Annotated in this window: 29 protein-coding genes, 1 pseudogene and 1 riboswitch; of the genes and pseudogenes, 10 read left to right on the top strand and 20 right to left on the bottom strand. The window is 39.4% G+C overall.

All coding sequences use genetic code 11. From position 1 onward, the window contains the following. Positions 1-16: 16 nt before the first annotated feature. The 3 genes from tagH to PQ477_RS12805 all read right to left on the bottom strand — a co-directional run bounded on the left by tagH (position 17) and on the right by PQ477_RS12805 (position 3416). Positions 17-1624 carry a teichoic acids export ABC transporter ATP-binding subunit TagH gene (gene tagH, locus PQ477_RS12815; protein ID WP_274272098.1) on the bottom strand — a complete coding sequence of 536 codons (1608 nt, stop codon included), beginning with the start codon at positions 1622-1624 and terminating at the stop codon, positions 17-19. A 14-nt stretch (positions 1625-1638) separates the two neighbouring features. After that, complete coding sequence (locus PQ477_RS12810) at positions 1639-2442, bottom strand: ABC transporter permease (protein ID WP_274272096.1); 804 nt, start codon at positions 2440-2442, stop codon at positions 1639-1641. A gap of 176 nt (positions 2443-2618) precedes the next feature. Continuing rightward, the gene (locus PQ477_RS12805) at positions 2619-3416 is read right to left on the bottom strand and encodes a GNAT family N-acetyltransferase (protein ID WP_274272095.1); all 798 of its coding nucleotides are present in this window, start codon (positions 3414-3416) and stop codon (positions 2619-2621) included. A gap of 78 nt (positions 3417-3494) precedes the next feature. Here PQ477_RS12805 and PQ477_RS12800 point away from each other — a divergent pair, with 78 nt between their 5' ends. Further along, the gene (locus PQ477_RS12800; RefSeq protein ID WP_144558387.1) at positions 3495-4124 is read left to right on the top strand and encodes a copper homeostasis protein CutC; all 630 of its coding nucleotides are present in this window, start codon (positions 3495-3497) and stop codon (positions 4122-4124) included. Between the two features lies 1 nt (position 4125). On the opposite strand, the gene PQ477_RS12795 is transcribed toward PQ477_RS12800, so the two are convergent. From PQ477_RS12795 to PQ477_RS12770, 6 genes are all read right to left on the bottom strand, one after another. Further along, complete coding sequence (locus PQ477_RS12795) at positions 4126-4752, bottom strand: response regulator (RefSeq protein ID WP_035394878.1); 627 nt, start codon at positions 4750-4752, stop codon at positions 4126-4128. Next, positions 4749-5795, bottom strand: coding sequence for a sensor histidine kinase (locus PQ477_RS12790; protein ID WP_274272094.1), 1047 nt, complete (start codon positions 5793-5795; stop codon positions 4749-4751). Before PQ477_RS12790 ends, PQ477_RS12795 begins: the two co-directional genes overlap by 4 nt. Further along, a complete protein-coding gene (gene liaF / locus PQ477_RS12785; RefSeq protein ID WP_051667351.1) occupies positions 5792-6499 on the bottom strand; it encodes a cell wall-active antibiotics response protein LiaF in 708 nt (235 codons plus the stop codon). The genes PQ477_RS12790 and liaF overlap by 4 nt, the downstream gene beginning before the upstream one ends. A 49-nt stretch (positions 6500-6548) precedes the next feature. Continuing rightward, positions 6549-7154, bottom strand: coding sequence for a hypothetical protein (locus tag PQ477_RS12780; RefSeq protein WP_035394879.1), 606 nt, complete (start codon positions 7152-7154; stop codon positions 6549-6551). Positions 7155-7173: 19 nt separating this feature from the next. Beyond that, a complete protein-coding gene (locus PQ477_RS12775) occupies positions 7174-7473 on the bottom strand; it encodes a lmo0954 family membrane protein (RefSeq protein WP_052007930.1) in 300 nt (99 codons plus the stop codon). A gap of 149 nt (positions 7474-7622) precedes the next feature. Then, positions 7623-8609, bottom strand: a complete 987-nt coding sequence (locus PQ477_RS12770; RefSeq protein ID WP_274272090.1) for a YeiH family protein — start codon at positions 8607-8609, stop codon at positions 7623-7625. A 106-nt stretch (positions 8610-8715) separates the two neighbouring features. On the opposite strand from PQ477_RS12770, the gene PQ477_RS12765 reads away from it, so the two are divergent. The 4 genes from PQ477_RS12765 (at position 8716) to PQ477_RS12750 (ending at position 11742) form a co-directional block, all read left to right on the top strand. Further along, complete coding sequence (locus tag PQ477_RS12765) at positions 8716-9588, top strand: LysR substrate-binding domain-containing protein (protein WP_274272088.1); 873 nt, start codon at positions 8716-8718, stop codon at positions 9586-9588. A gap of 141 nt (positions 9589-9729) precedes the next feature. Continuing rightward, complete coding sequence (locus PQ477_RS12760; protein WP_035394884.1) at positions 9730-9984, top strand: hypothetical protein; 255 nt, start codon at positions 9730-9732, stop codon at positions 9982-9984. A gap of 44 nt (positions 9985-10028) precedes the next feature. Then, positions 10029-10328 (top strand): hypothetical protein, encoded by a 300-nt coding sequence (locus tag PQ477_RS12755; RefSeq protein WP_035394886.1) that lies wholly within the window; start codon positions 10029-10031, stop codon positions 10326-10328. A 109-nt stretch (positions 10329-10437) separates the two neighbouring features. Further along, positions 10438-11742 (top strand): acyl-CoA thioesterase/bile acid-CoA:amino acid N-acyltransferase family protein, encoded by a 1305-nt coding sequence (locus PQ477_RS12750; protein ID WP_274272085.1) that lies wholly within the window; start codon positions 10438-10440, stop codon positions 11740-11742. A 178-nt stretch (positions 11743-11920) separates the two neighbouring features. On the opposite strand, the gene PQ477_RS12745 is transcribed toward PQ477_RS12750, so the two are convergent. Both PQ477_RS12745 and PQ477_RS12740 read right to left on the bottom strand, forming a co-directional pair. Continuing rightward, the gene (locus PQ477_RS12745) at positions 11921-12814 is read right to left on the bottom strand and encodes a phosphotransferase enzyme family protein (RefSeq protein ID WP_274273576.1); all 894 of its coding nucleotides are present in this window, start codon (positions 12812-12814) and stop codon (positions 11921-11923) included. A gap of 86 nt (positions 12815-12900) precedes the next feature. Then, on the bottom strand, positions 12901-13743 hold the full coding sequence (locus PQ477_RS12740) for a bifunctional 5,10-methylenetetrahydrofolate dehydrogenase/5,10-methenyltetrahydrofolate cyclohydrolase (protein WP_060705598.1): 843 nt from the start codon (positions 13741-13743) through the stop codon (positions 12901-12903). Positions 13744-13784: 41 nt separating this feature from the next. Further along, positions 13785-13863: riboswitch (ZMP/ZTP riboswitch) on the bottom strand. Between the two features lie 170 nt (positions 13864-14033). Between PQ477_RS12740 and PQ477_RS12735 the strand changes: the two genes are divergently transcribed. The 3 genes from PQ477_RS12735 to PQ477_RS12725 all read left to right on the top strand — a co-directional run bounded on the left by PQ477_RS12735 (position 14034) and on the right by PQ477_RS12725 (position 16007). Further along, entirely contained in the window at positions 14034-14570 is a 537-nt protein-coding gene (locus PQ477_RS12735; protein WP_035394891.1) for a GNAT family N-acetyltransferase, read from the top strand. A gap of 140 nt (positions 14571-14710) precedes the next feature. Continuing rightward, positions 14711-14830, top strand: coding sequence for a YjcZ family sporulation protein (locus PQ477_RS12730; RefSeq protein ID WP_124741530.1), 120 nt, complete (start codon positions 14711-14713; stop codon positions 14828-14830). A gap of 103 nt (positions 14831-14933) precedes the next feature. Beyond that, on the top strand, positions 14934-16007 hold the full coding sequence (locus tag PQ477_RS12725) for a metallophosphoesterase (protein WP_274272082.1): 1074 nt from the start codon (positions 14934-14936) through the stop codon (positions 16005-16007). 22 nt (positions 16008-16029) lie between these two features. Here PQ477_RS12725 and PQ477_RS12720 read toward each other — a convergent pair whose 3' ends face one another. Next, positions 16030-16707 carry a DUF421 domain-containing protein gene (locus PQ477_RS12720; RefSeq protein WP_274272081.1) on the bottom strand — a complete coding sequence of 226 codons (678 nt, stop codon included), beginning with the start codon at positions 16705-16707 and terminating at the stop codon, positions 16030-16032. 153 nt (positions 16708-16860) lie between these two features. Here PQ477_RS12720 and PQ477_RS12715 point away from each other — a divergent pair, with 153 nt between their 5' ends. Together PQ477_RS12715 and PQ477_RS12710 are read left to right on the top strand one after the other, a co-directional pair. Next, positions 16861-17571, top strand: coding sequence for a hypothetical protein (locus tag PQ477_RS12715; protein WP_274272080.1), 711 nt, complete (start codon positions 16861-16863; stop codon positions 17569-17571). A gap of 235 nt (positions 17572-17806) precedes the next feature. Then, positions 17807-19057, top strand: coding sequence for an Nramp family divalent metal transporter (locus PQ477_RS12710; protein ID WP_274273575.1), 1251 nt, complete (start codon positions 17807-17809; stop codon positions 19055-19057). A 167-nt stretch (positions 19058-19224) separates the two neighbouring features. Here PQ477_RS12710 and PQ477_RS12705 read toward each other — a convergent pair whose 3' ends face one another. The 8 genes and pseudogenes from PQ477_RS12705 to PQ477_RS12670 all read right to left on the bottom strand — a co-directional run. Continuing rightward, positions 19225-19638 carry a hypothetical protein gene (locus PQ477_RS12705; RefSeq protein WP_035394899.1) on the bottom strand — a complete coding sequence of 138 codons (414 nt, stop codon included), beginning with the start codon at positions 19636-19638 and terminating at the stop codon, positions 19225-19227. A gap of 12 nt (positions 19639-19650) precedes the next feature. Beyond that, on the bottom strand, positions 19651-19800 hold the full coding sequence (locus PQ477_RS12700) for a DUF2750 domain-containing protein (protein WP_078440224.1): 150 nt from the start codon (positions 19798-19800) through the stop codon (positions 19651-19653). 156 nt (positions 19801-19956) lie between these two features. Next, positions 19957-20304, bottom strand: coding sequence for a hypothetical protein (locus PQ477_RS12695; protein WP_274272078.1), 348 nt, complete (start codon positions 20302-20304; stop codon positions 19957-19959). A gap of 88 nt (positions 20305-20392) precedes the next feature. Beyond that, positions 20393-20719 (bottom strand): hypothetical protein, encoded by a 327-nt coding sequence (locus PQ477_RS12690; protein ID WP_274272077.1) that lies wholly within the window; start codon positions 20717-20719, stop codon positions 20393-20395. A 138-nt stretch (positions 20720-20857) separates the two neighbouring features. Beyond that, positions 20858-21325, bottom strand: a complete 468-nt coding sequence (locus PQ477_RS12685; protein WP_274272076.1) for a hypothetical protein — start codon at positions 21323-21325, stop codon at positions 20858-20860. Positions 21326-21382: 57 nt separating this feature from the next. Beyond that, positions 21383-22249: a DUF4240 domain-containing protein gene (locus PQ477_RS12680; protein WP_274272075.1), complete on the bottom strand. Its 867-nt coding sequence runs from the start codon at positions 22247-22249 to the stop codon at positions 21383-21385. Positions 22250-22263: 14 nt separating this feature from the next. Next, complete coding sequence (locus PQ477_RS12675) at positions 22264-22548, bottom strand: hypothetical protein (protein ID WP_274272074.1); 285 nt, start codon at positions 22546-22548, stop codon at positions 22264-22266. 11 nt (positions 22549-22559) lie between these two features. Beyond that, positions 22560-23000 (bottom strand): annotated as a pseudogene (locus PQ477_RS12670) (RHS repeat-associated core domain-containing protein); the annotation flags it as partial. Positions 23001-23208 lie beyond the last annotated feature (208 nt).

The raw sequence follows: 23208 nt of genomic DNA, 5'->3' as shown, positions 1-23208 counted from the left end.
ATCAGTCCGTTTCCTTTTAAAGTTCAGCTACTAGTAGTTGATTCTGCTCCTCATTCCACAAGAAGTAAAACCCCTCTTCCTCTACTATGAAAAAAGCCGTTTCCTTCACTAGCGACCCACCATCCATTGGCAAAATGATAGCCGCTAATTCGTTTTGCTGGTTTATTTTCAACATTTGTTCGTCTGAGTATGCATAATAACCATAGCCAAATTCATCTGCTGTTTGAAACGAAACAGACTGAATCACCTGTTCGTAGGGTTGAGCCAATATTGTTTCAATCTCATCTAAAGAGCTGCTCACATTGGTCTCGAGCTCTTCCTCAATTCTTTCCCGCTCCAATTCCTCCGCACCCTCGAAAAAATGGAAGGAGTCCGATTCAATAAATAAGTCGTCGCCATCATTCTCAATTTGAACGACACCTAGTTCGCTATTCTCTCTTACTACAGACACTTCTGTTCCAAACGGTAACGTCATAAGAGCTGTTGATGCTTCGGACGACGTATATAAAGAAGTATCGTCTGAATGAATGACTGCTTGTACAGGTTCGTCATAGTCAATCCAATCATCGGTTGCGTCTTCTTCCTCAGCTGTTTGAGATTGGTTATCTGGCTCAACAACCGTCGAACTCTCCTCAGCCTCAGCAGCAAAAAGTGGCCGTATCGCCACCAGATAAGCTGCAACAATAAATAAAGCTGCATAAAGAACGAGCTGACTAAAAAAGAGGATTGAATGTTTCTTTTGCTCCTTTTGTTTGGCGTGCTTCTTTTTTCCAGCACGCCGTGGCGCTAAATCAGTTCCCTCTGATTCGCTCTCCATTTGTTCGACTTTGGCAACCGAACGCTGCATTTTCAGCTCTTCTTTATGCTCTTTTTGCTCTTCCTTCGACAAGGATGTAAACCATTCAATATAGGCTTCATATTCTTCAACAACTTTTTTCTTGTCGCCAAACGAGTGCATTTCACCATTATGAAGCCAAAGGACCCGATCAGAAATGTTTTTTATTTCTCTAATGTTATGGCTAATAAAGACAATGGTTTTCCCCTGTGATTTAAATTCATCAATTTTATCTTTACACTTTTGATAGAATGTTTTGTCCCCAACAGAAAGCGCCTCATCCACGATTAAAATATCTGGATTTGTATGAGCAGAAATCGCAAATCCTAGCCGTGATTTCATTCCCGATGAGTAGTTTTTTACGGGTTGCTGAATAAAGTCACCAATGTCAGCAAATTCCTCAATTGAAGGCATTAAACGCTCTATTTCTTTCTTTGAGAAACCATGCATGAGACATTTTTGTTCGATGTTTTCATAACCATTTAGTTGATTGTTTAAGCCCACATTAATGGCAATTAACGACGTCTCACCATTTACGTCTAGATTTCCTTCCGTAGGAGGAATAACACCTGCTAAAATATTGGAAATGGTTGACTTCCCAGAGCCATTAATACCAACAATCCCAATGGTCTCCCCTTCGAAAATTTCCAGGGAAATGTCGCGTAACGCATAAAAATCACGATTTTCTTTTTGCATTTTCGGCAAGAACATTGCTTTGAGCTTTTCACTATTACTTGTAAAAAGTGTATATTTTTTTGTAACACCGTCTAATTTCATTTTAGGATTCATCCACAAAATCCCCTTTATAAATAATCAACAAAGCTGTTTTTAAATTTCTTAAAGACTGTTGCCCCTAAGAAACCAATTAAAAGTATTAACGCCCAAAAATAAATCATGTATGTGATATTTTCAAAAAACCACGTACCACCAATAAAAGAGTCCCTAAATCCATTTAAAATATAGTAAAACGGATTTAATTGCAACACGGACAGTAAACGATCATCCATTGAGTCAGGTGCCCAAATGATTGGACTTAAAAAGAACATCATTCGCATTCCAGCTTCAAGAAATTGATAATAATCTCGTACGACAGTAGCCAGTGTCGCCGAAAAAATGGTAAACACATAAAGAAATGCATATAAACAAAGAAAATAATACGGCAACTGGAGTAAATACACACCTGAAAAAACCGAATAAATGGCGAGTACAATGCACAATATACCGAGCATAATAAAGAAACTAATTGAATTTCCAGCTATTGTAATGGTCGGCAACACACTAACAGGAAACTTCATTTTCGATACCATTTTTATTTTCTTATGAATACTGTTAGACCCTTGTAGCACCGTAGGACTGATAAAAAACCACGGAATTAATCCACAAAGTAAGTACACAAAAAAAGGTGTGTCACCAACATCTCTTCCTGACCTGATCCCAAGTCCAAAAATAACAAAAAAGACCACGACTTGCATCAGCGGACTAAATAACTGCCAAAAAGCGCCTAAATAATGGAGTTGAAATTTACTTTTCTGTTCAAACGCTGCAAGTCTCCAAATTAGGTGCTTATTTTCGTATTGCTCTTTCAGCAATTGTAATAAGGCTTTCATTACCCATACTCCTTAACCTTTTCAAGATTAAATTCACACAATGTGCACGACATATTTTGCACCTATCTATCATATCACTTTCAACTCTAAATCGCTATTTTTGATGTTACCGTTCGTTAACAATTAAAAAACTTGCTAGAAAGTCCTAACAAGTCTTTTTATTTAAATCCACAGCCTTATGCTTCTGATTTTTCATTATACATCATCCATAAGCCAATATCTTCAAAGCCGATGTGTTTGTAGATCACCCCGGCACTTGGGTTATCGTAAAACAAGCATGCCACTTTTCCTTCTGAAAATACTTGCTCACATAAATGGTAAACACAAGCCGATGCATAGCCTTTTCTCTTATAGTCCTCTAATGTTGCGACACCCACAATCATCGCCGAATGGGTGTTTTCCGCAGTAGTAGAAGCGGTAGAGACTATTTTTCCATTTTGACGTACGAAGCTTGCTCGTGAAAAACCTGTCGCTAATTCGCGTTGTTTTTGTTCAGCCGTTTTCGGAATGGACTGACTAAATTCAGGAATTTGATCCAGCAACCTTAGTAACTCGGCTGCGTCTTTGGGTTCGGCTGATTGTACATCCTTTAATGAAGGGTTGTCACTCTTTGTCTTTGTGCACTTTGCATAATACATTTGTCTTTTAAGAAGAGATTTTTTTAAATACGGTTCAAGTTGTTCCGTCACATCTTTCAAACCAGACAATCCTTTAAAGGAAGAATCATTGTTTATGATTTCGGCAAATCCTTTAGCATCGTAGAAGCCTTCTGCAAACGGAACATAGCTTGCATGAAACTTGAGCAATACAGCGACTAGTTGATTGTCTCTATTAAATTCTCCCCATACCGTTTGAAAATCTGTTTCCATTCCATATGCTTCAATATCACCAATAATAAACAAGTTCTCCGCTGGCTTTTTCTTTACAAAGGCTAAGCATATGTCTTGATCGTTCATATGTAATTGTCTAATCATTCGTCTCCCCCCTTGAAGTATTCTATAGTTTACAAGTATTCTGTTAGTAAAGCTAGTCTTTTTAAGGAGTTTGGATAAATGAATAACGTAGTAAAGGAAGTTTGTCTTGAGAATGATACGCACGTTCACCAAGCCATTCAATATGGAGCACAGCGAATTGAACTATGCGACAACTTAGATGTCGGAGGGACAACTGTTTCATCAGAAACATGTAAACGAGTAGTCGCGACGTGCAAAAGTAATGGGGTAATGGTTATGGCACTTATTCGCTGTCGTGGAGGAGACTTTATTTACAATGAGGCTGAACTAAGGAAAATGGAGGCATCGATTTCATCATTTAAACACATTGGTGTTGACGGGTTTGTCTTTGGCTGTCTAACATCAGAGAACAAACTTCACGTGCCTCACATGCAAAGATTGTTACAACTTGTGGACCCACAAACGGTTACGTTTCATATGGCGTTTGATCAACTTGAAAACCCATTCGAAGCCATTGACCAGCTTTCCCACTGGGGAGTAAAGCGTATTTTAACCCATGGTCCTCACAAAGAAATCACAGAAAACCTCTCTACTTTAGCCGCTTATGAGACGTATGCAAACGAACGGATTGTCATCATGCCAGGTGGAGGCGTAACGAAGGATAATGCTGCTCATATTGCGGCTGCTACAGGTGTAAAGGAACTACACGGGACAAGAATTCTTTGGTAGCTTATTTAAATAACTTTTGCTGAAAGGCATACACAACCGCTTGCGTTCGATCATCGACATCCAGCTTTGATAAGATGTGGGATACATGTGTTTTTACTGTTTTAATTGTAATAAAAAGATGGTCGGCAATTTGCTGATTCGTTTTCCCTTCACTCATTAGCTTTAAGATTTCTTTTTCACGGTTCGTTAATGCTTGGTGCAACGATTCCTCCGTTCGAAAGGAAGAGATCATTTGTGCCTGAACTTTCTCATCAAGTACAGCTATTCCTTGTGCTGTTTTTCGGATCGCGTCAGCAATCTGCATCGCTGTCGACGTCTTAAGAACATAGCTTTTCGCTCCTGCCTCTAGTGCAGGACGAAGCTTGTCATTATCAAGAAAACTCGTGACAATAATGATCGTTGCTTCTTTCCATTGTGTAATAATTTCCCTGGTTGCTTCGATCCCATTCATTCCGTCCATCACTAGATCCATTAAAATAATGTCTGGTCTGAGCTTTAGCGCTTGTTCGACCCCTTCTTTTCCATTACTGGCTTCACCAACAACAGAAATGTCCTCTTGGGTTGATAAAAAAGCCGCAACACCGAGGCGTACAGTCTCATGATCATCCACAAGCAATACGTGAATCACGTCGTTTCCCCTCCTTCTATAATCGGTACTTTCACTTCAATACTCGTTCCTTGTCCTTCTACACTAATCATTCGTAACATCCCACCAATTTCCTCTGCACGCTCTTCCATACTATGTAGACCGTAACCGTGTGGCGAAGACGTCTGGTTAAAGCCTTTGCCGTCATCAGTAATTTTTAGTAAAGCAAAGTCGTCATACCGCTCATAGAACACGCTAATTTCATTTGCTTCAGCATGACGTAGCGCGTTGGCAATGGCTTCTTGCGTAATGCGGAATAACTGATCCTCCACACCTGGTTTAAGGGAAAGAGAGCGAATACGAACCGAAAAATCAATCTGGTGCTTCTCTGCTAAATCTGCTGTTAATTGTTCTACGCCTTCTTTAAACGACTGATTCTCCAATTGAATAGGCCGTAACTGGAGCAAAAGCGCTCTCATATCATTCTGTGCATCATTCACAACTTTTTCAATTTGTTCGCACCGAGTCTGTAACGCTACTACATCGACGTTTTTTTGATTAACTGCTGCAGATAATAACATCGATGCGGCATAAAGCTGCTGTGAAACCGAATCATGTAGTTCTCTTGCAATCCGTTGTCGCTCTTTAAAGACAAGTTCCGATCTCAGCTTCGACTCATTTTCCGCCCATTGTTCCATCACACGTTGGGAACGGTCAGCTTGATTACGAACTCTTGTTTCAAGTTCTGCAATAAGCATTTTAGCATCATTAAAATCACTAGACACTTGATTGAGCTGCTGTTTGCTTTCCTTTGTATTGCCATTGGCAACATGCACTAACGTAGCGTGTAACGCACGAACGTCTTTTTTCCAAATAACAGCAAGCATGCTGTAGACAATCAGTGCAAGTACTATAAAAAACAGAATAAGCCATACGAAAATCGGCACGTTATACGTTAATTCATTTCGAATCAATAGCTGTTCCCATTTAACTAAACCGTTTTTTTCAACATAATAGAAAAGTAAGCCTACTAGAAGTAATGGCACGAAAAAGACAATCATACCAACAGAACGGACGGCCTTCATCGATACATCACCTCAATATCTCCAGCAACAATGGACGTATAAATTCGCAGTCGCCGAGGAGCATCTTGATACGAGTCATTAACGACTTTTACGTTTTGATTAAACCCTATTTTATGGTTTCCAAATAGATCTGTCTGACCAAATAAACAAGCGTGCTCCACAGATACACCTGCATCATAAGGCACATAGAGTTTGGTACTCCCAATAAAACCCCGGATAATGACAATCGTGTCTCCTTTTGGGAGGACTGTGTTTTCAAAATGAATTTCCGTTGTACCAATACCTGTGTGGATATTAATATCATCACTGCGAAACCCTTCATGGTTTAATTGCTGATCTCCGAGGAAGGTGTTTTTAACAAACGCCTCTCGACTATCATTCGAAGCTTGTTCATTAATCGCTATTTCCATTTTAGTTGGTTTACTTGCTTTTTCCCAAAACAAGTAAAGCATGTAAAACAATGCACCAAAGACCATTAGTAAAAAGAAAAACGAAGACAACAGCGTTAAGATAAAGATGACCAGTCCTCCGTAGAACAGGAATTTACCTTTTTGCTTGCTCATTCGCTTTAAGCCATAATAAATCATCGCCGCAGATCCTACTAATACAATAAACGGAGCTACATTAATAAGTAGCTCTAATGCCGTTGCAGCAAGCAGGGCAAAGAAAATATAGGCAACATAATCTGTTCGGTTTCGCTTCACTCTCTTTGCCCTCCTCTGCGTTTGTAATCAGCCTTTAGTATACTACAAACTACTTTTCGTTCTCCTGCTTTTCAGCAAGTTTTTTTATTTCTTTATCAAAATCAAGAACCTGTCTTGGCTCGTGATCACTTTTGTCTTCCTCATATGCTTCAAATTCATCATTTTCTTCTGCATAATAGGTCCATTTTGACGCATGCGATTCAGCACGTGATTCTTCAGCTCTTGCAAAATCAGTAAGCTTCATTCGTTCCATTTTCTTTTTTAGGAAGTAAAGCTCTCTTCCTTTTTCTTCGAGCTTATTCACACGCTCACGCTGTTCTTCATAAGATTCCTTGTACTCACGAGCCAACTCCTGATAACCGTTTATTTCAAAATTCGCTCGTTCGATTAAATCCGTCGCTTGCGATTGTTCCGCAATGACCAATTGTTCTTTTCGCTTCTTTAGCATAGTCTCTGCTTCTTGCCACTCATTATAGAAATACTGCTCAAGCTCTTGCTGTTTCTTTACTGTTTCTTTCCATAACTTCATTTGCTTATCAAGCTGCTTGGCTTCTTGACCTCTCTTTTCATCCATTACCGGCTTCTTTTTACTTTTCTCTAATACTGCTTCAATATCAGCTGATACTTGCTCTTTTATTTGCTTTAAGATTGACATCTTCTACCTCCTGCATTCATTAAAATTTATCATAAGAATAATCTTTTGTTTCTTTCCATTTGTCGTAAAGCTTTAGCAGCAAGTAAAGCGCTACGACTCCAATAATTCCTGGCAAACTACTAATGCCTACTAGGACACCAATAACGAGTACAACCCACCAAAGTACCTTCATCACGACGGCTTCACTTAATGTTGCTTGACGCCACCCTAAGTAAGCAAGTCCAGCACCTGCTACTAATCCTAACATCGCTCCTAATGATGAAAGCAAGATGATGGAAAGTGCAACAGCACCGAGAATGATCCATCCTTTTGTTGTCATTACGTCACCTCCTGTCGATTTGTTACTACTAGCATACGATTCTGACCAATTCTTCGAAACGAGCTGAAGAACGATTTAGTTCTCAGTCTAGAGGCTGATATTAGAAAAACCACTACCTGAATGGTAATGGCTTTAACCGAGTGGCGATTTTAGAATAAGAGTGGAATAAGTAGTGCGCCAAAAAGAACTAAAACAATTGTCCCCCCTAGTCCTGCTAAAAACAAACGGGGTCCCACTTCTTGAAAAGCACGAAACTTCACATTTAAGCCAAGACCCGCCATTGCCATCGCTAACAAGAAATAGGCAATGCCAAGTAACCACTGTACAACATTTTCATGTAAGAAACCAAACGTTTGCACGAGGCTCATTGCTAAAAAACCGAAGACAAACCATGGGATTGGTAACTTTCGAAACGAAAAAGATTGAGCGACCTTTTTCTTCCGTTCAAACCACCACATTATGAAGATCATCAGCGGTAGTAATAACATAACTCGAAGCATTTTTACAATGATGGCATGATTTTCGGCTTCGATCCCACCAATTGAAGAAGCTGCAACGACATGGGCAATCTCATGTAACGTTCCACCTACAAAGATACCGTACTGTTCACCTTGTGGTAAAAGAAGTGGATAAAGTCCAGTATAGATAAGTGTAAAAAACGTTCCTAGTAACGCGATCGTCGCAATGGATAAAGCAACTGCTTTTTCCTGTGCTTTTATTACTGGCGCAATAGCAGCAATGGCCGCAGCACCGCATATGGCTGTTCCGCCTGCGAGCAGAACGGCAAATGAAGGATCAATTCTCAATTTCCTGCTTATCCCATATACAGTTAGAAAAGCGATAGCGCTTAAAACGATGGCATAAAGAAGACCACTTATACCCAAACCTTGTATGGCAAAAAAATTCAACCGGAGCCCAAGTAAGATAATTCCTGCTCGTAAAAGAACCTTTGAAGAAAACGCAATTCCCTCTCCAACATTCTGAGCCGCCTTTGTATAATTCCCCACAATCATTCCAATTACGATCGCCAGAATTAACGGACCAACTATTGTTAATCCTGGCACTTTTGCTAGCAAAGTGGCTACCGTGGCAAGTAAAGCGGTTAACCCTATTCCGATAGCCTTCTGTGTATTCATGTTGTTCACTCCCTAACCACTTAATCATAAGAACCTCCTCGCTATTTGTAAAATGAATAAGTATAATAACATTTATTAAAAAAAATAATAAAAATGAGGTAGTACAATGAATATTGATGAAATAGAGACGTTTATTACACTTGTACAAGAAAAAAATTTTACAAAAACAGCGGAGAAACGTTCCCTTTCACAACCTACTGTAAGTGTGCAGATCAAAAATCTTGAAAATCAGTTTCAAACTCAATTTATTAGAAGAACAACGAGACAGATCTATCTTACCGAAGATGGTCATTTCTTTTATAAAGAAGCTTTAAAGATTCAACACATTTATCGCAACATCCAAGAAAGCTTGTACGCTCGCCATCACGAAGCTTCAGGGCTGTTGAAAATTGGTGCCAGCTTCACGATTGGTGAATATCTATTGCCACAAATGATTGCATCTTTAAAAGGGCTTTATCCAAACCTGACATTTGCTATTACAATTGCCAATACGGATACAATTATGCAAAAGGTGCAGCACTTTGACGTCGACTTTGGCCTTGTTGAAGGGACCATTAAGGCAAAAAACATTGAACAAACACCTTTTAAACATGACCAGCTTGTCATCATCTGTTCAACCCGCGATGTTGAGCACTATCAAACAATAAATGATCTTCAAAATCAAAGCTGGGTTATAAGAGAAGAGGGATCCGGTACAAGAGAATCATTTGAAACATTAATCGAAACCTTTCAACTCACCATACACTCCTCCATCACCATCAGCTCCACTCAAGGTATTAAGGAAGGGGTTAAAAATGGGCTAGGCTTGGCTTTTATTTCAGAATCGGCTATTCAAGAAGAACTCCGCAATGGATCCCTTCAAGTGTTAAACCATTTAAACTTGCAGACCGAAAGACAATTTTCCTTCATCCATCGTCAAGGCGTTCCTGTTACGAAAAACACAAAACGCTTTATTAAACACGCATTATCCTTAGATTGATTGGACTTTATTCCGACCTTCTCTTCTATGCATTTGACCTAATCTAGTAAAAACGAGCGTTTGTCCCCTTTCTATTGCCTATGCATGAAAGAATTCTCTACATACAGTATTAACATAGCAAAGCGAAGGGAGGCGACACTAATGGGTTATGGTTACGGAGGAAGTTACTCTGATTATTCGAATTCAAACGGTTGTGACTGCTCTACTTTATTCAAACACATCGCTCGTGGAGAACACGTAAAAGTGATTCTTAAAGGCGGCGGTAAAATTAAAGGTGAATTTGTAGATGTACGTGGCAACGTGGTAAATCTAGCAAACGTTGATTGCGACGATAAATGTAAAAAAGCGAGAATCGTTACGATTTGTTGTGACGACATCGCAGCAGTAGAAGTTTAATGGTTTCAAAAAATAATAGGATTATGCGGAAGGAGAAATTAAAAATGGGTTACGGAAATAATTACGGCTACAATTCTTGTGGCTGTGGAAATTACGGTTCAAATAATTACGGTTCTGGAGACTGCGGTTGCGAAACATTTTTCAAAAACATCGCGCGCGGTGAGCATGTAAAAGTCATTTTAAAAGGTGGAGACAAAGTTACTGGTAGCTTTGTAGGTATTGATGGTGATACAGTTGAATTAGCAAATGCTGATTGTCACTCTCACGACCACTGTAAATGTGATAAGAAAAAAGTTCGCATCATTACAATCTGCTGTGACCAAATCGTTGCTGTAGAAGTCTAATTAAGAAGGCCTAAGTGTCCAAGCACTTAGGCTTTTTTCGGTATTGGGAACATTTTCACTTTTCCTAACGTATAGATTGATTACAGACCATTTGAAAGGAGTTTTACCAATGACCCCTCGTATTGTCGTAACACCTATTCGTGCACTCATCGATCAACCATTACAACTATCCGTTTATGACTTAATGCCAAAGCAAAAAGTAACCATTAAAGTACAAACGAAAGATGACAATGATGCAATCTTTGAGGCTAGCGCATTATATGAAGCGAATCAAGATGGGAATCTCCACCTTGCTTCAACAGCTCCCTTGTCCGGAAGTTACAAAGGCATTGATGCAGAAGGTTTAGTCTGGTCAATGGAGCGGATTGGGAAAAAGCACGGTGATTATTTTGATAAGTGGAACGCTGAGCCGCTTACCTACTCATTTACACTTGAAGACTCTTCTGGAAAGCTATTAGATACAGCTCATGTACATAGAAAATTTTATGATGAAACCGTTAAACGCGTGCCTGTCCACGAAGCAGAACTAGTTGGCACCCTCTTCCACCCTGATACTGCCCAAGCTTTCCCAGGTGTATTAGTAGTAGGCGGATCTGATGGTGGTGTAAATGAACATGCTGCTGCACTTCTTGCATCGAAAGGCTATACTGTATTGTCTCTTGCTTATTTTGGAGCGGAAGGTGTATCGAAAGATCTTGAAAACATTCCCTTAGAATATTTTCAAAAAGCTACCCTTTGGCTTAAATCCCATGATGCCGCAGATAACACCGTTTCGCTTATTGGCTACTCCAGAGGTGGCGAACTCGCCTTACTGCTTGCTTCCACTTACGACGACTATCAATCGGTTATTGCCGGAGCTCCAGGAGCTTATGTAACATCCGGATTACGTAACACGATTTATGCACCAATTCCAGCCTGGACACAACAGAATGCACCACTGCCTTACTTGAAATTCACTTACACAGCAAAGCATTTTCTTAACATCGGGAAAAGCATACTTACACGTAAGCCTTTTTCTTTCTTACCAATCTGGTCTCTCTCACAAGCAAAAGCAACAAATTTAGACGCTATTCGAATTCCAGTTGAGCAAGTGAATGCTCCTCTACTAACCATTGCAGGTGAAAAAGACGAATGTTGGCCGTCTGCTGATTATGCTCGAATGGTTCAACACGAACTTCATGGCAAACGAACGGACAACAAACACCTGTATTATGAGGAAGGTGGCCATTTCCTTGCCTTCCCCTATGGGCTACCAGGTATGCCAACTTCAACCTATATGCATGTTGGAGGTGGCATGATAATGGATTTTGGCGGCACGAAAAAAGGGAATGCCGATGCCGCCAGAGAAACGTGGCACTATGTGCAAGACTTCTTATTTGCGCATACGAAAAAGACCAGTTTGCACTATTCTTAGGCAACTGGTCTTTTTTTAACGCGAATCCCTTTCAAGTTGATATTCAAGCATTTTAATGATGAGCATCTGCTGTTTTTTCAGTTCTTCATTTTCTTTTCTTATTTGCTTGATTTGATAAAATAAGTAGAAAATGAGGCATATCATCACGACAACATAAAAAATAATCCTTCATCCTTTTCTAAATAATGGTTTTCTCAGCTGCTAGATAAGACTTCATCTTTTCTAACATCTGGGTAACCTGTTCATTTTTTTCTAGATGTACTTGGAAATATAGATAGGAGTACCACTGGCGGTAATAAATAAAGAAGGATAGTTCATCTACCCACTTTTTTTCTAATGAGAACGTTGATTGATAGCCTTCCAGCATGATAGAGGAAAACCATTCATACCAATCAGCTCGTTTGTCTTTTTCAATATGCAGTGATGCATGGTAAATCGCTATTGCGAGATCATATATATACCAATGCTGGATGGTGCTCTCAAAATCAATGATTGACGCTTTATTGCCGAGAAAACGACTATTTTCATGATGAAGATCATGATGGATCAGTCCATAGCTTGAATCGTCTTGCGTTAACGATGTTAATTTCTTATACACATTAAGCCACACTGCTTGTAGTGTATCGTCAAGTACAATACTAGCCGTTTGTACAATGGATTCCTCATGCCAGTGGTTCAATGGATAATAGTGGCTATATGCTTTTCCTGCGTGATGGATTGCCCCTATTTGCGCACCCCACTCAGCTATATTCCCCCCCGACAAATCAGTAATGGCAATGGTTTCACCCTCTATTCTTGACTGTACAAAGCAAAAATAACGCTCGCCACAATACATGATTTCTTCAAACGTTCGTTGTCGATTTGAATGAAAAACGCTTGCGGAAGGAATCCCTCGCTGATTCATGTATGTCATTACATTGATTTCATGCTCCATTTGCACCGAATTCGCTTGGTTTTCATGAAACACTTTTACAACATGTGAACCATTAGAAAACACATGATTGTAAAAGCCACCTATGCAAACAAATTGACGATCCTTAAGTTGATACCTCTTTGTTATTTCGTACAACACCTCATTCAAAACCCCACCTCCCTTTAATTAGCCTATCAAAAAAAGAGACCAAAGGTACTCTTTCACCTTTAATCTCTCATCACTTTTTATAATTGTGCTCGTTCAGCTGCATCAACCGTATGTTTTAACAACATTGAAATGGTTACAGGACCAACGCCTCCAGGCACTGGCGTAATGGCAGATGCATTGGCTGCACAACCATCGTAGTCACAATCACCAACATTTCCTTTATTGTAACCAGCATCAAGTACGACGGCACCCGGCTTGATCCATTCCCCTTTAATAAATTCAGGGCGACCAACAGCTGCAACAACAATGTCCGCTTGTTTGACATGGGCTTCTAACTCACTTGTGCGAGAATGACAAATGGTTACCGTTGCGTTTCGATTGAGCAACATCATGGATACTGGTTTACCTAGAATCGGGCTTCTACCAACAACAACAGCATGTTTCCCTTCGATTGGTAAGTCATAGTGATCGAGAATAGCCATAATGGCGGCTGGCGTACATGAAGGGTATTGGGCAAAATGGAAAGCATTTTGCGCAAATCCAAGAGTGGTAACGCCATCTACGTCTTTTTCAATTGCGATCGCATCAAATGCAGCACGTTCATCAATTTGCTCAGGAACAGGATGCTGCAATAAAATACCATGAACGGTATCATCCTCATTTAACTGCTTAATTGTTGCTAACAGCTCTTCCGTAGTTGTTTCTGTTGGCATTTCGATTTTCTTTGATTCCATCCCAAGCTTGCGACAGGCATTTCCTTTCATTCGCACATAAGTAGCAGAAGAGGGATCTTCGCCTACTAAAATGGTTGCGAGGGACGGAGTGATGCCTTTCTCATTCAGGGCTGTCACTCTTTTTGCAAGATCATCCTTAATGCGATTTGATACTTCTACTCCATCTAATAGTAAGGGCGTTTTCATTCAAACCATCCTTTCGTTATTTGAACGTGAAAAGGGCTATTCCCTTTTGCCCAGGCGCACGGCAAGTACGCTCTATGCTCCCTCGTGGTTATCCACATTGCGCCAGTTACATAGAGTCTTTACGTTTTTGTTTCATTTTAGCATACACTTTCAAAAAAAACACTTAAAACCATTCCATTTCCGAACAAAAATGCACTCTATCAAACTATTTGTACGTGATTTCTGAATTTTTCTGTGATTCGTTTTCTCTCATGATACAATGAAGCCAATTAAACAAGGGAGGAAAAATCATGTTTCAATCAACTCGATTACGACTGCGTAAAATGCAAAACACTGACATCTCACTTTATCATCAGTGGAGAAACGACCATGAGGTCATGGCTTCCACTAGCCTTGTCTTAGACGTTTACACATATGAAGAAACTCAATCTTTTGTCGAAAACGTGATGCTTTCCTCTGCACAGTCAAAATCATACATAATTGAAGAACTTGAACATGACACTCCTATTGGCGTCATTTCTTTAATTGGAATTGACTACAAAAACCGGAACGCTGAGTGCATTCTTGATATCGGTGAAAAAAGCAAATGGGGCAAAGGGTATGGCACAGAAGCACTTTCTCTCTTATTAACATACGCGTTTTACGAATTAAATTTACATCGATTATCGTTGCGCGTCTTTTCAACAAATGAAAAAGCAATTCATCTTTACAAGAAAGTGGGCTTTGTTCAGGAAGGAAGAATAAAAGAAGCCGTCTTTAGAAATGGAGGGTGGATTGATATCATTCATATGGGGTTACTACAAACCCACTATCAGCAACTTCTCTAGAGACTGCCACTCGTTCATGGATACAGTTTTTATTCGCTAGGCGATTGCCCTACTTTTTCATTTCTTTGAAGAAACTACAAACCATTTAGGGTACACCTGCATACCTTGATATAGAGAAACGCAGGAAGGGGGCATGCCAAGTGTCATACGCAGGCGGTGGTTACGGAGCTGGTGCTGGTGGCGGATTTGCATTAGTAGTTGTATTATTCATCTTGCTTATCATCATCGGAGCTTCTTATGTAGGTGGCGGATATTGCTAATTTGTTCTTCCAGATTGTAAAAAGATGACCTTTCGAGGTTGTCTTTTTTTGTTTACATTGCAACAATAGAATAAAAGCAAATAGAACGGAGGAAGAGCGTTCGATGTTACATACACAAACCATTTCTTTAAACAATCAACGAACCCACATGATGTCAGATATTCACGGGAATCTAAAGCTATTTAAAAAACTGCTCGCTACATTACATTATTCCGCTAACGATACTTTGATTCTGAATGGTGATGTTTGCGAGAAAGGGCAAGATAGTCTTGGCCTGATTCGCTATATAATGGATCTTTGTCATACGCATCGTATTTATACAACATTAGGAAATAATGACGCCATCCTCCTTCACCTTCTAAACGAAAACGAACAACTAGTACCCTACTTAGAACGACAACCTCATTCTCTTATTCATGAAATGCTTCGAGAACAAAACCGTGAATGGAAACAATTTTCTTCTATTAAAGAGATCGCTCAATTTTGCTTAGACCATTATCATGCGGAACTTGAATGGATTCAGCAGCTTCCTCATGCACTTGAATCCGAGGATTTTATCATTATTCATGCTGGTATCGAAATAAAGAACGATTGGAGAGAAACATCTTTAACAAACGCTTATGCCTTCCCATCCTTTTATGAGCATGGGCATGATGAAGAAAAGACCGTCATTGTGGGACATTGGCCTATTTCAAACTATTTAAGTCGTGAAAAAAGTCACTTAAATCCCATCATTGACTTTGACAAACGAATCATTTGTTTAGATGGTGGCTTGCAGGTCAAATCCATTGGGCAATTAAATGCCCTCACCCTCCAAGATGGGTTGTTCGACATAACCTATGTTGATGAGTGTGAACAGATAAAAGAAATTGTCCACTCCTTTGTAGATGAATCCAAACAAGGGACAATCAATTGGCCAAATTATGTAGTAGAAAAACGAGAACAACAAGAACATTTTACGCTCTGCTACAGTGCAGCGAACAAAGCGAATTATTGGATTAAAAATGAGTATTTAACCTATCAAGATAAAAAGTGGCAGTGTACAACTGATGTCAGTGCTTCGTTCTTAACTGTAAAACAAGGTGATCACGTTTCGATACTTGATGATCAATGCAGTGGATATGACTTAGCCAAAAAAGATGGCTATTACGGTTGGATTCCCAAATCTTGTACATAAAGAAAGATGTGAAGAGGTCTCTTCACATCTTTTCAAGGTAAATGCCATCATCATACTTCCACTCTAAATAAAACACATCGCGATAATGATCAATCCGCTGCTCATAAAGCTGCTTATCTAACCAGTTTTCGTCTAATCCGGCTTTTTTAATATTTTCCCAGTCAACCACGCCATCATTGATGAAGGTAACAGGTAAATAAACGGGATCTTCTTTTAGTTTAAAATCCTCATAGGTTGGCTGGTCGTATTTTTGTTTCTTTAGAACACTTATTTGTCCATCTGTCTCCAAAACCGCGTATGCAACCTCACGAACAGAAAAAGCGTCTTTTTGCCTTAATAGATGTTGAAGCTGATTCATGTCGAGTTTATTCCGTTTCATTTCCTTTCGGTTTAAGTGTCCGTTTTGAATAATGATAGACGGGTTTCCTTCAAAAAACTTCCTCGTCTTCCGAAACCGCTGCGTCGACCACTCAATAATAAACAACAGCACACCCCAAATTAATACTGAATACAGAATGGTCCCTAATTTCGTTTCGTTATCATAAATGGCATTCCCGACGAGTTCACCCAAAATTAATGCAGAAATAAAATCAAACGGCGTTATTTGCGCAAAAGACGTCTTCCCCATCACTTTTGTTAAAATCAGGAGCGCAAATAGTCCAACCGTCAATTCTAGAGTTGTCTGTAACAAATTTCCCACACCATAACCACCTCTCATACCACTCGTATACAGCATAGACCAAATTCGACGATTTCAGACGCTGAAACCTATACATGGTTTCTTTACAAAACTGTAAACTTCGATGATTAAAAAGTGGGTATACATAAGCATGAAGCAAGAGGAGGCAACAACATGACAGTAGAATCTATCCTTATCGGGGTAATGCTTATTCTCATTCAATTATTTGCACTACCGATTATTCGTCGTACACCTTTTGAAGAGCAGAAAATCCTTTCGTTATCAGGAGGCGTTGCGATTGCATATGTTTTTGTCTACATCTTGCCGACCATGCACGAAGAGCAGGATCAGCTTGGTGGAGATCTTGCATTAGACTCAGAGCTTTACTTTCTTGGGTTAATCGGATTACTCGTGTATTACAGTGTTTATAAAATCGCCAAGACAAAACACAATCAACATCGTTCCACGAATACATCTTATATCGTCCAAATCTCTTTCTTCGCCTTTTATACATTTATGATCTCTTACATTGTTTTTGCGTCAGATGTTAAAACTGTAGAAGCTCTTTTTTATGGCGTTGCTGTTGGGCTTCACTTTATCGGTATCTCCTATCACATTGGTCATGGGAATCAAACCGTTCACCGTCAATACGGCCGCTTCATTCTTGCCACAACAACACTCATAGGTGCTATTGCTGGTACAATCGGTCCTTCAACAGGTCTATTTGTCGATTCATTAATCGCTTTTAGTTCAGGCGCCATGATTTTTAACGTCATTAGTAAAGAATTGCCTGAAGAAGATTATGCTCACCTACCAACCTTTTTAATAGCGTCCCTCCTGTTTTCAGTTTCACTGTTAACGTTAAAAGCCATCTTTCAATGGTAATATACAAGAGCCACTCGACCTTTTTGTTGAGCGGCTTTTTTCAAGTGCTGATTAGAACTTCTATAAAAAAAAGATGCGTATCGCTATTAATGTTATCCCAATTGTTTTCAGTCATTTAAAGCTTTCATAGGATTCTAAGCAAAATGTACCGTAGATTATCTTACAAAAATACAGAAAATTCTATGTTTTGGTTGATACAATCACAAGATAGAGGAGAGTGGTTGGATTGACGAATGTGGTTAGAGAGAAAGTGACTGTAGCATCGTTAGAAGAGAATCAGACAATTCCTTGGTATCGTTCGTGGGGGCCAGGCGCTATTGTCGCTGCATGTATTATCGGTCCAGGTACTGTGACAACCGTATCCGTTGCTGGTGCCCAATTTGGATTTCAAGTCGCTTGGATTCTTGTCCTCGCTTGTCTTGTTGGCTACTTTATTCAACGACCTGTTATTAACTGGACTGTCGCAACAGGGACAAGCGTACTAGAAGGCATTCGAGATGACATAAGCAGCTTATGGTCCAAACTTATTTTCTTTGGCTTATGGCTCGGTGCCCTCGCCTTTCAAGCAGGCAATTTCATCGGGGCTTCCATGGCCATGAATCTTATTTTCCCATCCGTTCCAATGCTTGCCTGGGTTAGTTTGCTTTCAATTTCGGCAATGGGCATTGCTTGGTTTGGCGTCTACAAAGTACTTGAGAATATTAACCGAATTGTTATGATCATGCTTGTTTTAACCTTTTGTTTAACTGCACTTGCTGCTCTGCCAAACGCAGGTGAAACAATCAATCAAGGATTCACGTTTTCCATTCCGCAAGGAGACTTACTCATCGTGCTTGCGCTAATTGCAACCATTCTTGTTCCAAATACACTTGTAGCACTCTCAGGTTTTATGAAAGACAAATACCGCCACTCCGCTTACACAAAAGAACAAATTCGCAGCATTTCAATCAATGATTTAAAAATCAATTTCACCCTGTTAGCCATCATCTCTATTGCCATTCTCTTGTCTTCCGCTGCTGCGTTCTATGGATCAGGACAAACCATTAACAGTGCTGGAGATATGGCTGTGCAGCTAACACCTATTCTTGGATCATTTGCAACCATCTTTTTTGCCATCGGATTATGGACAGCCGGCTTTTCATCTGGCTTGTTTAATTTAACGGTGCAACCAATGTTATTCGGTCATGCATTCAAGCAATCAGAAAATCCAGACGCACCGGTTAACCGCATCATTTTAATTATTACAGGTCTCATCCCCATTGCACTTGTGTGGATTTTTGGAGGCTCTCCTATTGAACTAATCATTTCCGCCCAAGCGATTAACGGCTTACTATTACCTGTCCTCACAGTCGTACTCTATAGGTTGACGAACAAAAAAGATCGTATGGGTCGGTTTCAAAACTCCGCATCAAGCAACATCATTACGCTTTTCATAATTGGCCTCGTGACATTACTCGCCATTCGTGTGTTTATAAGTTTCTTTTAAACAAAAGCTTTAGTCTCAACTAAGGCTTTTGGCTTTAGCTCAACTATCAGATAAAGTATTACATTAGTCTCAATGGAAGTAACAAGATGCTTTATGCACAAATAAATCCAAGACATTGCAATTTTTAAGCGTCACGTTAGGCCCTGCCAGTGACAAGAACGTCTTCCTCATTTCATCACCTGTAAAAACGTACCAATTTGTTCTTTACAGTCGTTTACACATTCTAGTGAAAGCGCATGTGTTGCCGTGTACCGCTGCTCATGTAAATGTTGCGTTAGTTCAATTTCGACAGCATAATTCTCATCAATTTCACTAAATGTCAGCATCAGTTCTCCAGAATCATCACTAAATGATGCCGTTGTTTTGCGATTTAGCCAACCTGTGCCCGTCAGTTTCACTAACTCTTTATGAAATCTCCGCAAGCTAGAAGCTCGAACATAATAAGGTCCACTATGGCAATAAAAATTTAATGTGCTCGTCTTTAACCTTATCGTTAAATCAGCATCAGCAGATTCTTTATAATAATCATCGAGTATAAGCGCGATCGATAATTCCTCATTACTAAATTGGAGAATGTCCATTTTTTCCCTCGCTTAGGTTTCGATTTTTAACTCTTTATATAAAATCATAGGTTCCACCTCAAGACCAATTAGTTTAGCATTCCAATTCGTGCCTACTAACAAGCCATCTTCATTCATTCCATGCAGCCAGTCTTTCTTAAATTCTGTTAATCGTCTAAACAATCCCCCATAAGAACAAAATCTCTTAAAGAGATTGATAGTTTTCCTGCATTAGACTCTGTAAGAAAATCGAAATCTACTAATTCAACGACTGGCTCCCGAGAAGCTACTTTTTTGGCACTAAAAACCCGCACTTACATGCGGGCTTGTCGTTAACCATTATGCAACACGTTTTTTTCGGCTGAAAAACTTTCCGTGCTTATACGTTAATTTAACAAGTGTATTTTCGCCAAAATAGTAAATAGGAAAGAAGAGGGCAAGTACAACCAAGCCTATTGGCCAATTTTCAATGAATGGAAGAATAGGCAGTAACCATCCGTTAATCTGCTCACTTAAAAAAATAAGGAGTCCAGCAAATCCTAACGCTGGTATAAGTAATAATAGTGATGTTTTTACTTCGTATACACGAGATTGGCAACCACGACATTTAAATGAAAAGGGGATCTTTGCATCGTAGAGATCTTCTTCCGTAAAGGGCTTTTCGCAAATGGGACAAAGTTGGCTCATTAGGGCTCCTGCTTTCTAAAAGTAGAATAGATAGGTACATTTGTAGCAATATATATTTCCATTATACAGCCAATTAGAATTTTAAATTCTAAAGATTTTCTAAAGTTTCTTCTACTCGCTTAACCTCTTCTAACCAACCATCCAACCAATTTCTCGGCAAGGATAAGTGAGAAAGATCAATGCCTTCTGTTAAGCGATCACTATCAATCGTGTTGGTGATATAAAGATCCCACTGCATTGTGATCGTTTCAAGAAGATCTCTTACTTTATCCGTCAAGTGTTCTTCGGTAAACAAGATCTTTTCACATTCATCTGAAAGCTCTAGATGCGTGATGTCACCTTGAATGGCTTGCTCAAGTAAAAGTCGGATTTTTTGTAGATAAACGCCCTGCCAACCGTTTTGGAAAAATTTCAAATCTACAGTATAAACCTCTTCTAAAGTTTCATGATAAGTTCCTTATATCTCTCTTCTTTTTCCATATTAACCTTCCTGTTTATAGAGTTTTTATTATTAACCAAGCATGATAGTAAGTTAAGCCTTTTTAAATGATCACTAAAAATCCCATTCGAAAACTTCTTTCTTTTTTTCTTTAGACCAATCTCTGAATAACACTTTGTGTATCCATAAGTATTTCTCTTTCTTCATATCATTTGTTAATTGATCAGACCAATCAACAGCAACTGGGGTATGTTCAAAATATGAATTTATTGTTCTGAGAAATTTATCATATTGTAATAACTCACTTCCAGGTATATCCTCAACACTTTTCCCTCTACTTTTATAATCAAGTATTGCAAGTTCTTTAGCCGTTATGGGTGTACTGAGTCTCTTAACAACCCCTATTTCTGATGGCGTTCTTTCCTCATTTAAAGACACGAAAAAATGATAACCTTTAGGCATTCGTTTTAATCCTTTTTTACTGTCCGTCTTTTGTGCACAATACAACCAATCCCCTTTATTTGCATAACTATTTAATTCATCATTATAAAAACCTATTAACATTTTTATGTACGTTCTCACTGTTTCTCTCCTTTTTGCGGACTTTGTAACTCCATATCGCTTGTTCATGAGACAATTTTAGCGCCAGCCACGCTCGTTTGAAAACGTCTCGTAATCCTTTGACGGAACATAATTCCATTTGTCATCTGTCTTTTCTTCAAACGCTTCCGCTGCTAGTGTCAACAATTCTTCGCATTCATCATCTTTCGGCATTGCCTCTGGATGTTTTACAACATGTTCATAAAAATCTTTGCCTTTTGCAACAGCGAGACAGCGCGTATAGAGAAAGAAATCTGGTGAAAAGAACGTCTCCTCATCCACGTAAGCTGCTTCACCAATAGACCTTGCATGTTTCTCTGTATCAAGCTTGTATAGTTTCTGCGCAAGCGCTTCTTCAAACTGTTTCATCTGCTTCTCTGTCAAGGAGGCAAGCTTATCTCTCGCCTTTTCCAGCGGATCATCTGCGTCAAAATCTATCAGACTGATAATCTCCCAAAATGTTTTTCCAGATAGGGGGGTTATTTTTTTTTCACTCTCTGCTTCTTCCTTCTTACGTAATTCATCAAGATAGAGATCCGCACTTTTGTGATCATGATTGTCTAACCACATTACATAGGGCTTAATCAAAAAATAAAATAGAGATACCCCACCTATAGTGCCCCTTGTTTTCAATAATCGTTCAGCTTCTTTTTGATTGAGTGGCCTGTTGCCTACAAAGATTAAATCGTTAACATCAATTGTCTCTGCGACAGAACGATCATAATCTTTAAAAGGCAATTCAAGTCTCTCATCATCTAAGCTAGGAATAGCATGATCAAAATAACTTGTTAAAGTAAATAATACTCCATCACGTTTATTATTTGCATCATACTCTAATACTTTCATTACTGAGTAATAACCATTTGGTAACTCATAAGCATAGACATCTCCTTGGTTAAAGTCCATAAGTCATTCCCCTTTTATCGTTTATATTTAGGCATTGGTCTTTTATGTTTTCCCGCAGCCCAATATAAATTTCCTTTTTTATTTAACCTATTAACATTTGCTTGTTCGTATAAGAGAGCCCTTTGCCTTCCATTAATATTCTTTCTTACAGTTACTGCTTCATAGCCCTTGCCATATTTTCTGGCTTGTGCTCCTCCCCTAAATGAGATTCCTTTTTTATTAATTCTACCTCCGCTAATTCCCGTTTTGACAATCCTACCATCCGGATCTTGTATTTGATACATATGATGTTTCTTCATCGACTTCTTACTATTTCCATGTGCCTTCTTCGCAAACCTAACGCCTTTTTCGCACCTTTGAATATTTTTCCTGGTCCGAAGTTGGATGCGGCTGCCCAAGCAGCGCCTTTCCAGCCCTTACCTGCTTTATACGCTTTGTATCCGTGGTATGCCGCAAATCCTGCGTTTACCGCAAGCCACACCCAATGCCCGTCCGGATCAACTAACATCACCGAATTATTATTCGCATACGTATAGCCATTTTGCGTAATGATGTCGTCTTCATTGCCTGGATCTGGGTCTAGGGATAAGAACACGCCGTGCTTTGGCTCGTAGTAGCGGGCCATGAGGTAGTACATGCCGGTTTCATGATCGTACTGGTAGCCGGCATAGCGGTACGTGTTGTCTTTGACCGCTGCGCTTTCGTCAGCTTTTAATAGGTTGCCCCACGCATCGTACTCATACGTTGCGAGTCAGTTGCCGTCTTTGTCACTGATGCCAAAAAAATGTTCTAATTCAATTGTAGTAAAGGATTATGCATTCTAAATAAACTTTAAATCGTCTTCAAAAAGCCTGCATTTCACATGCAGGCTTTTTGTGTTATGCCGCTCGCTTTTCCGTAAAAAACGCACCCCTTTTATAAAGATAATATGATAATGCTTTTCGACTAAAATAATAAAA

This window comes from Shouchella hunanensis (genome assembly GCF_028735875.1).
GTDB classification, from domain to species: domain Bacteria; phylum Bacillota; class Bacilli; order Bacillales; family Bacillaceae_D; genus Shouchella; species Shouchella hunanensis.
Note: the sequence above shows the minus strand (reverse complement) of the source record. Positions and strands in the feature narration are given on the sequence as shown.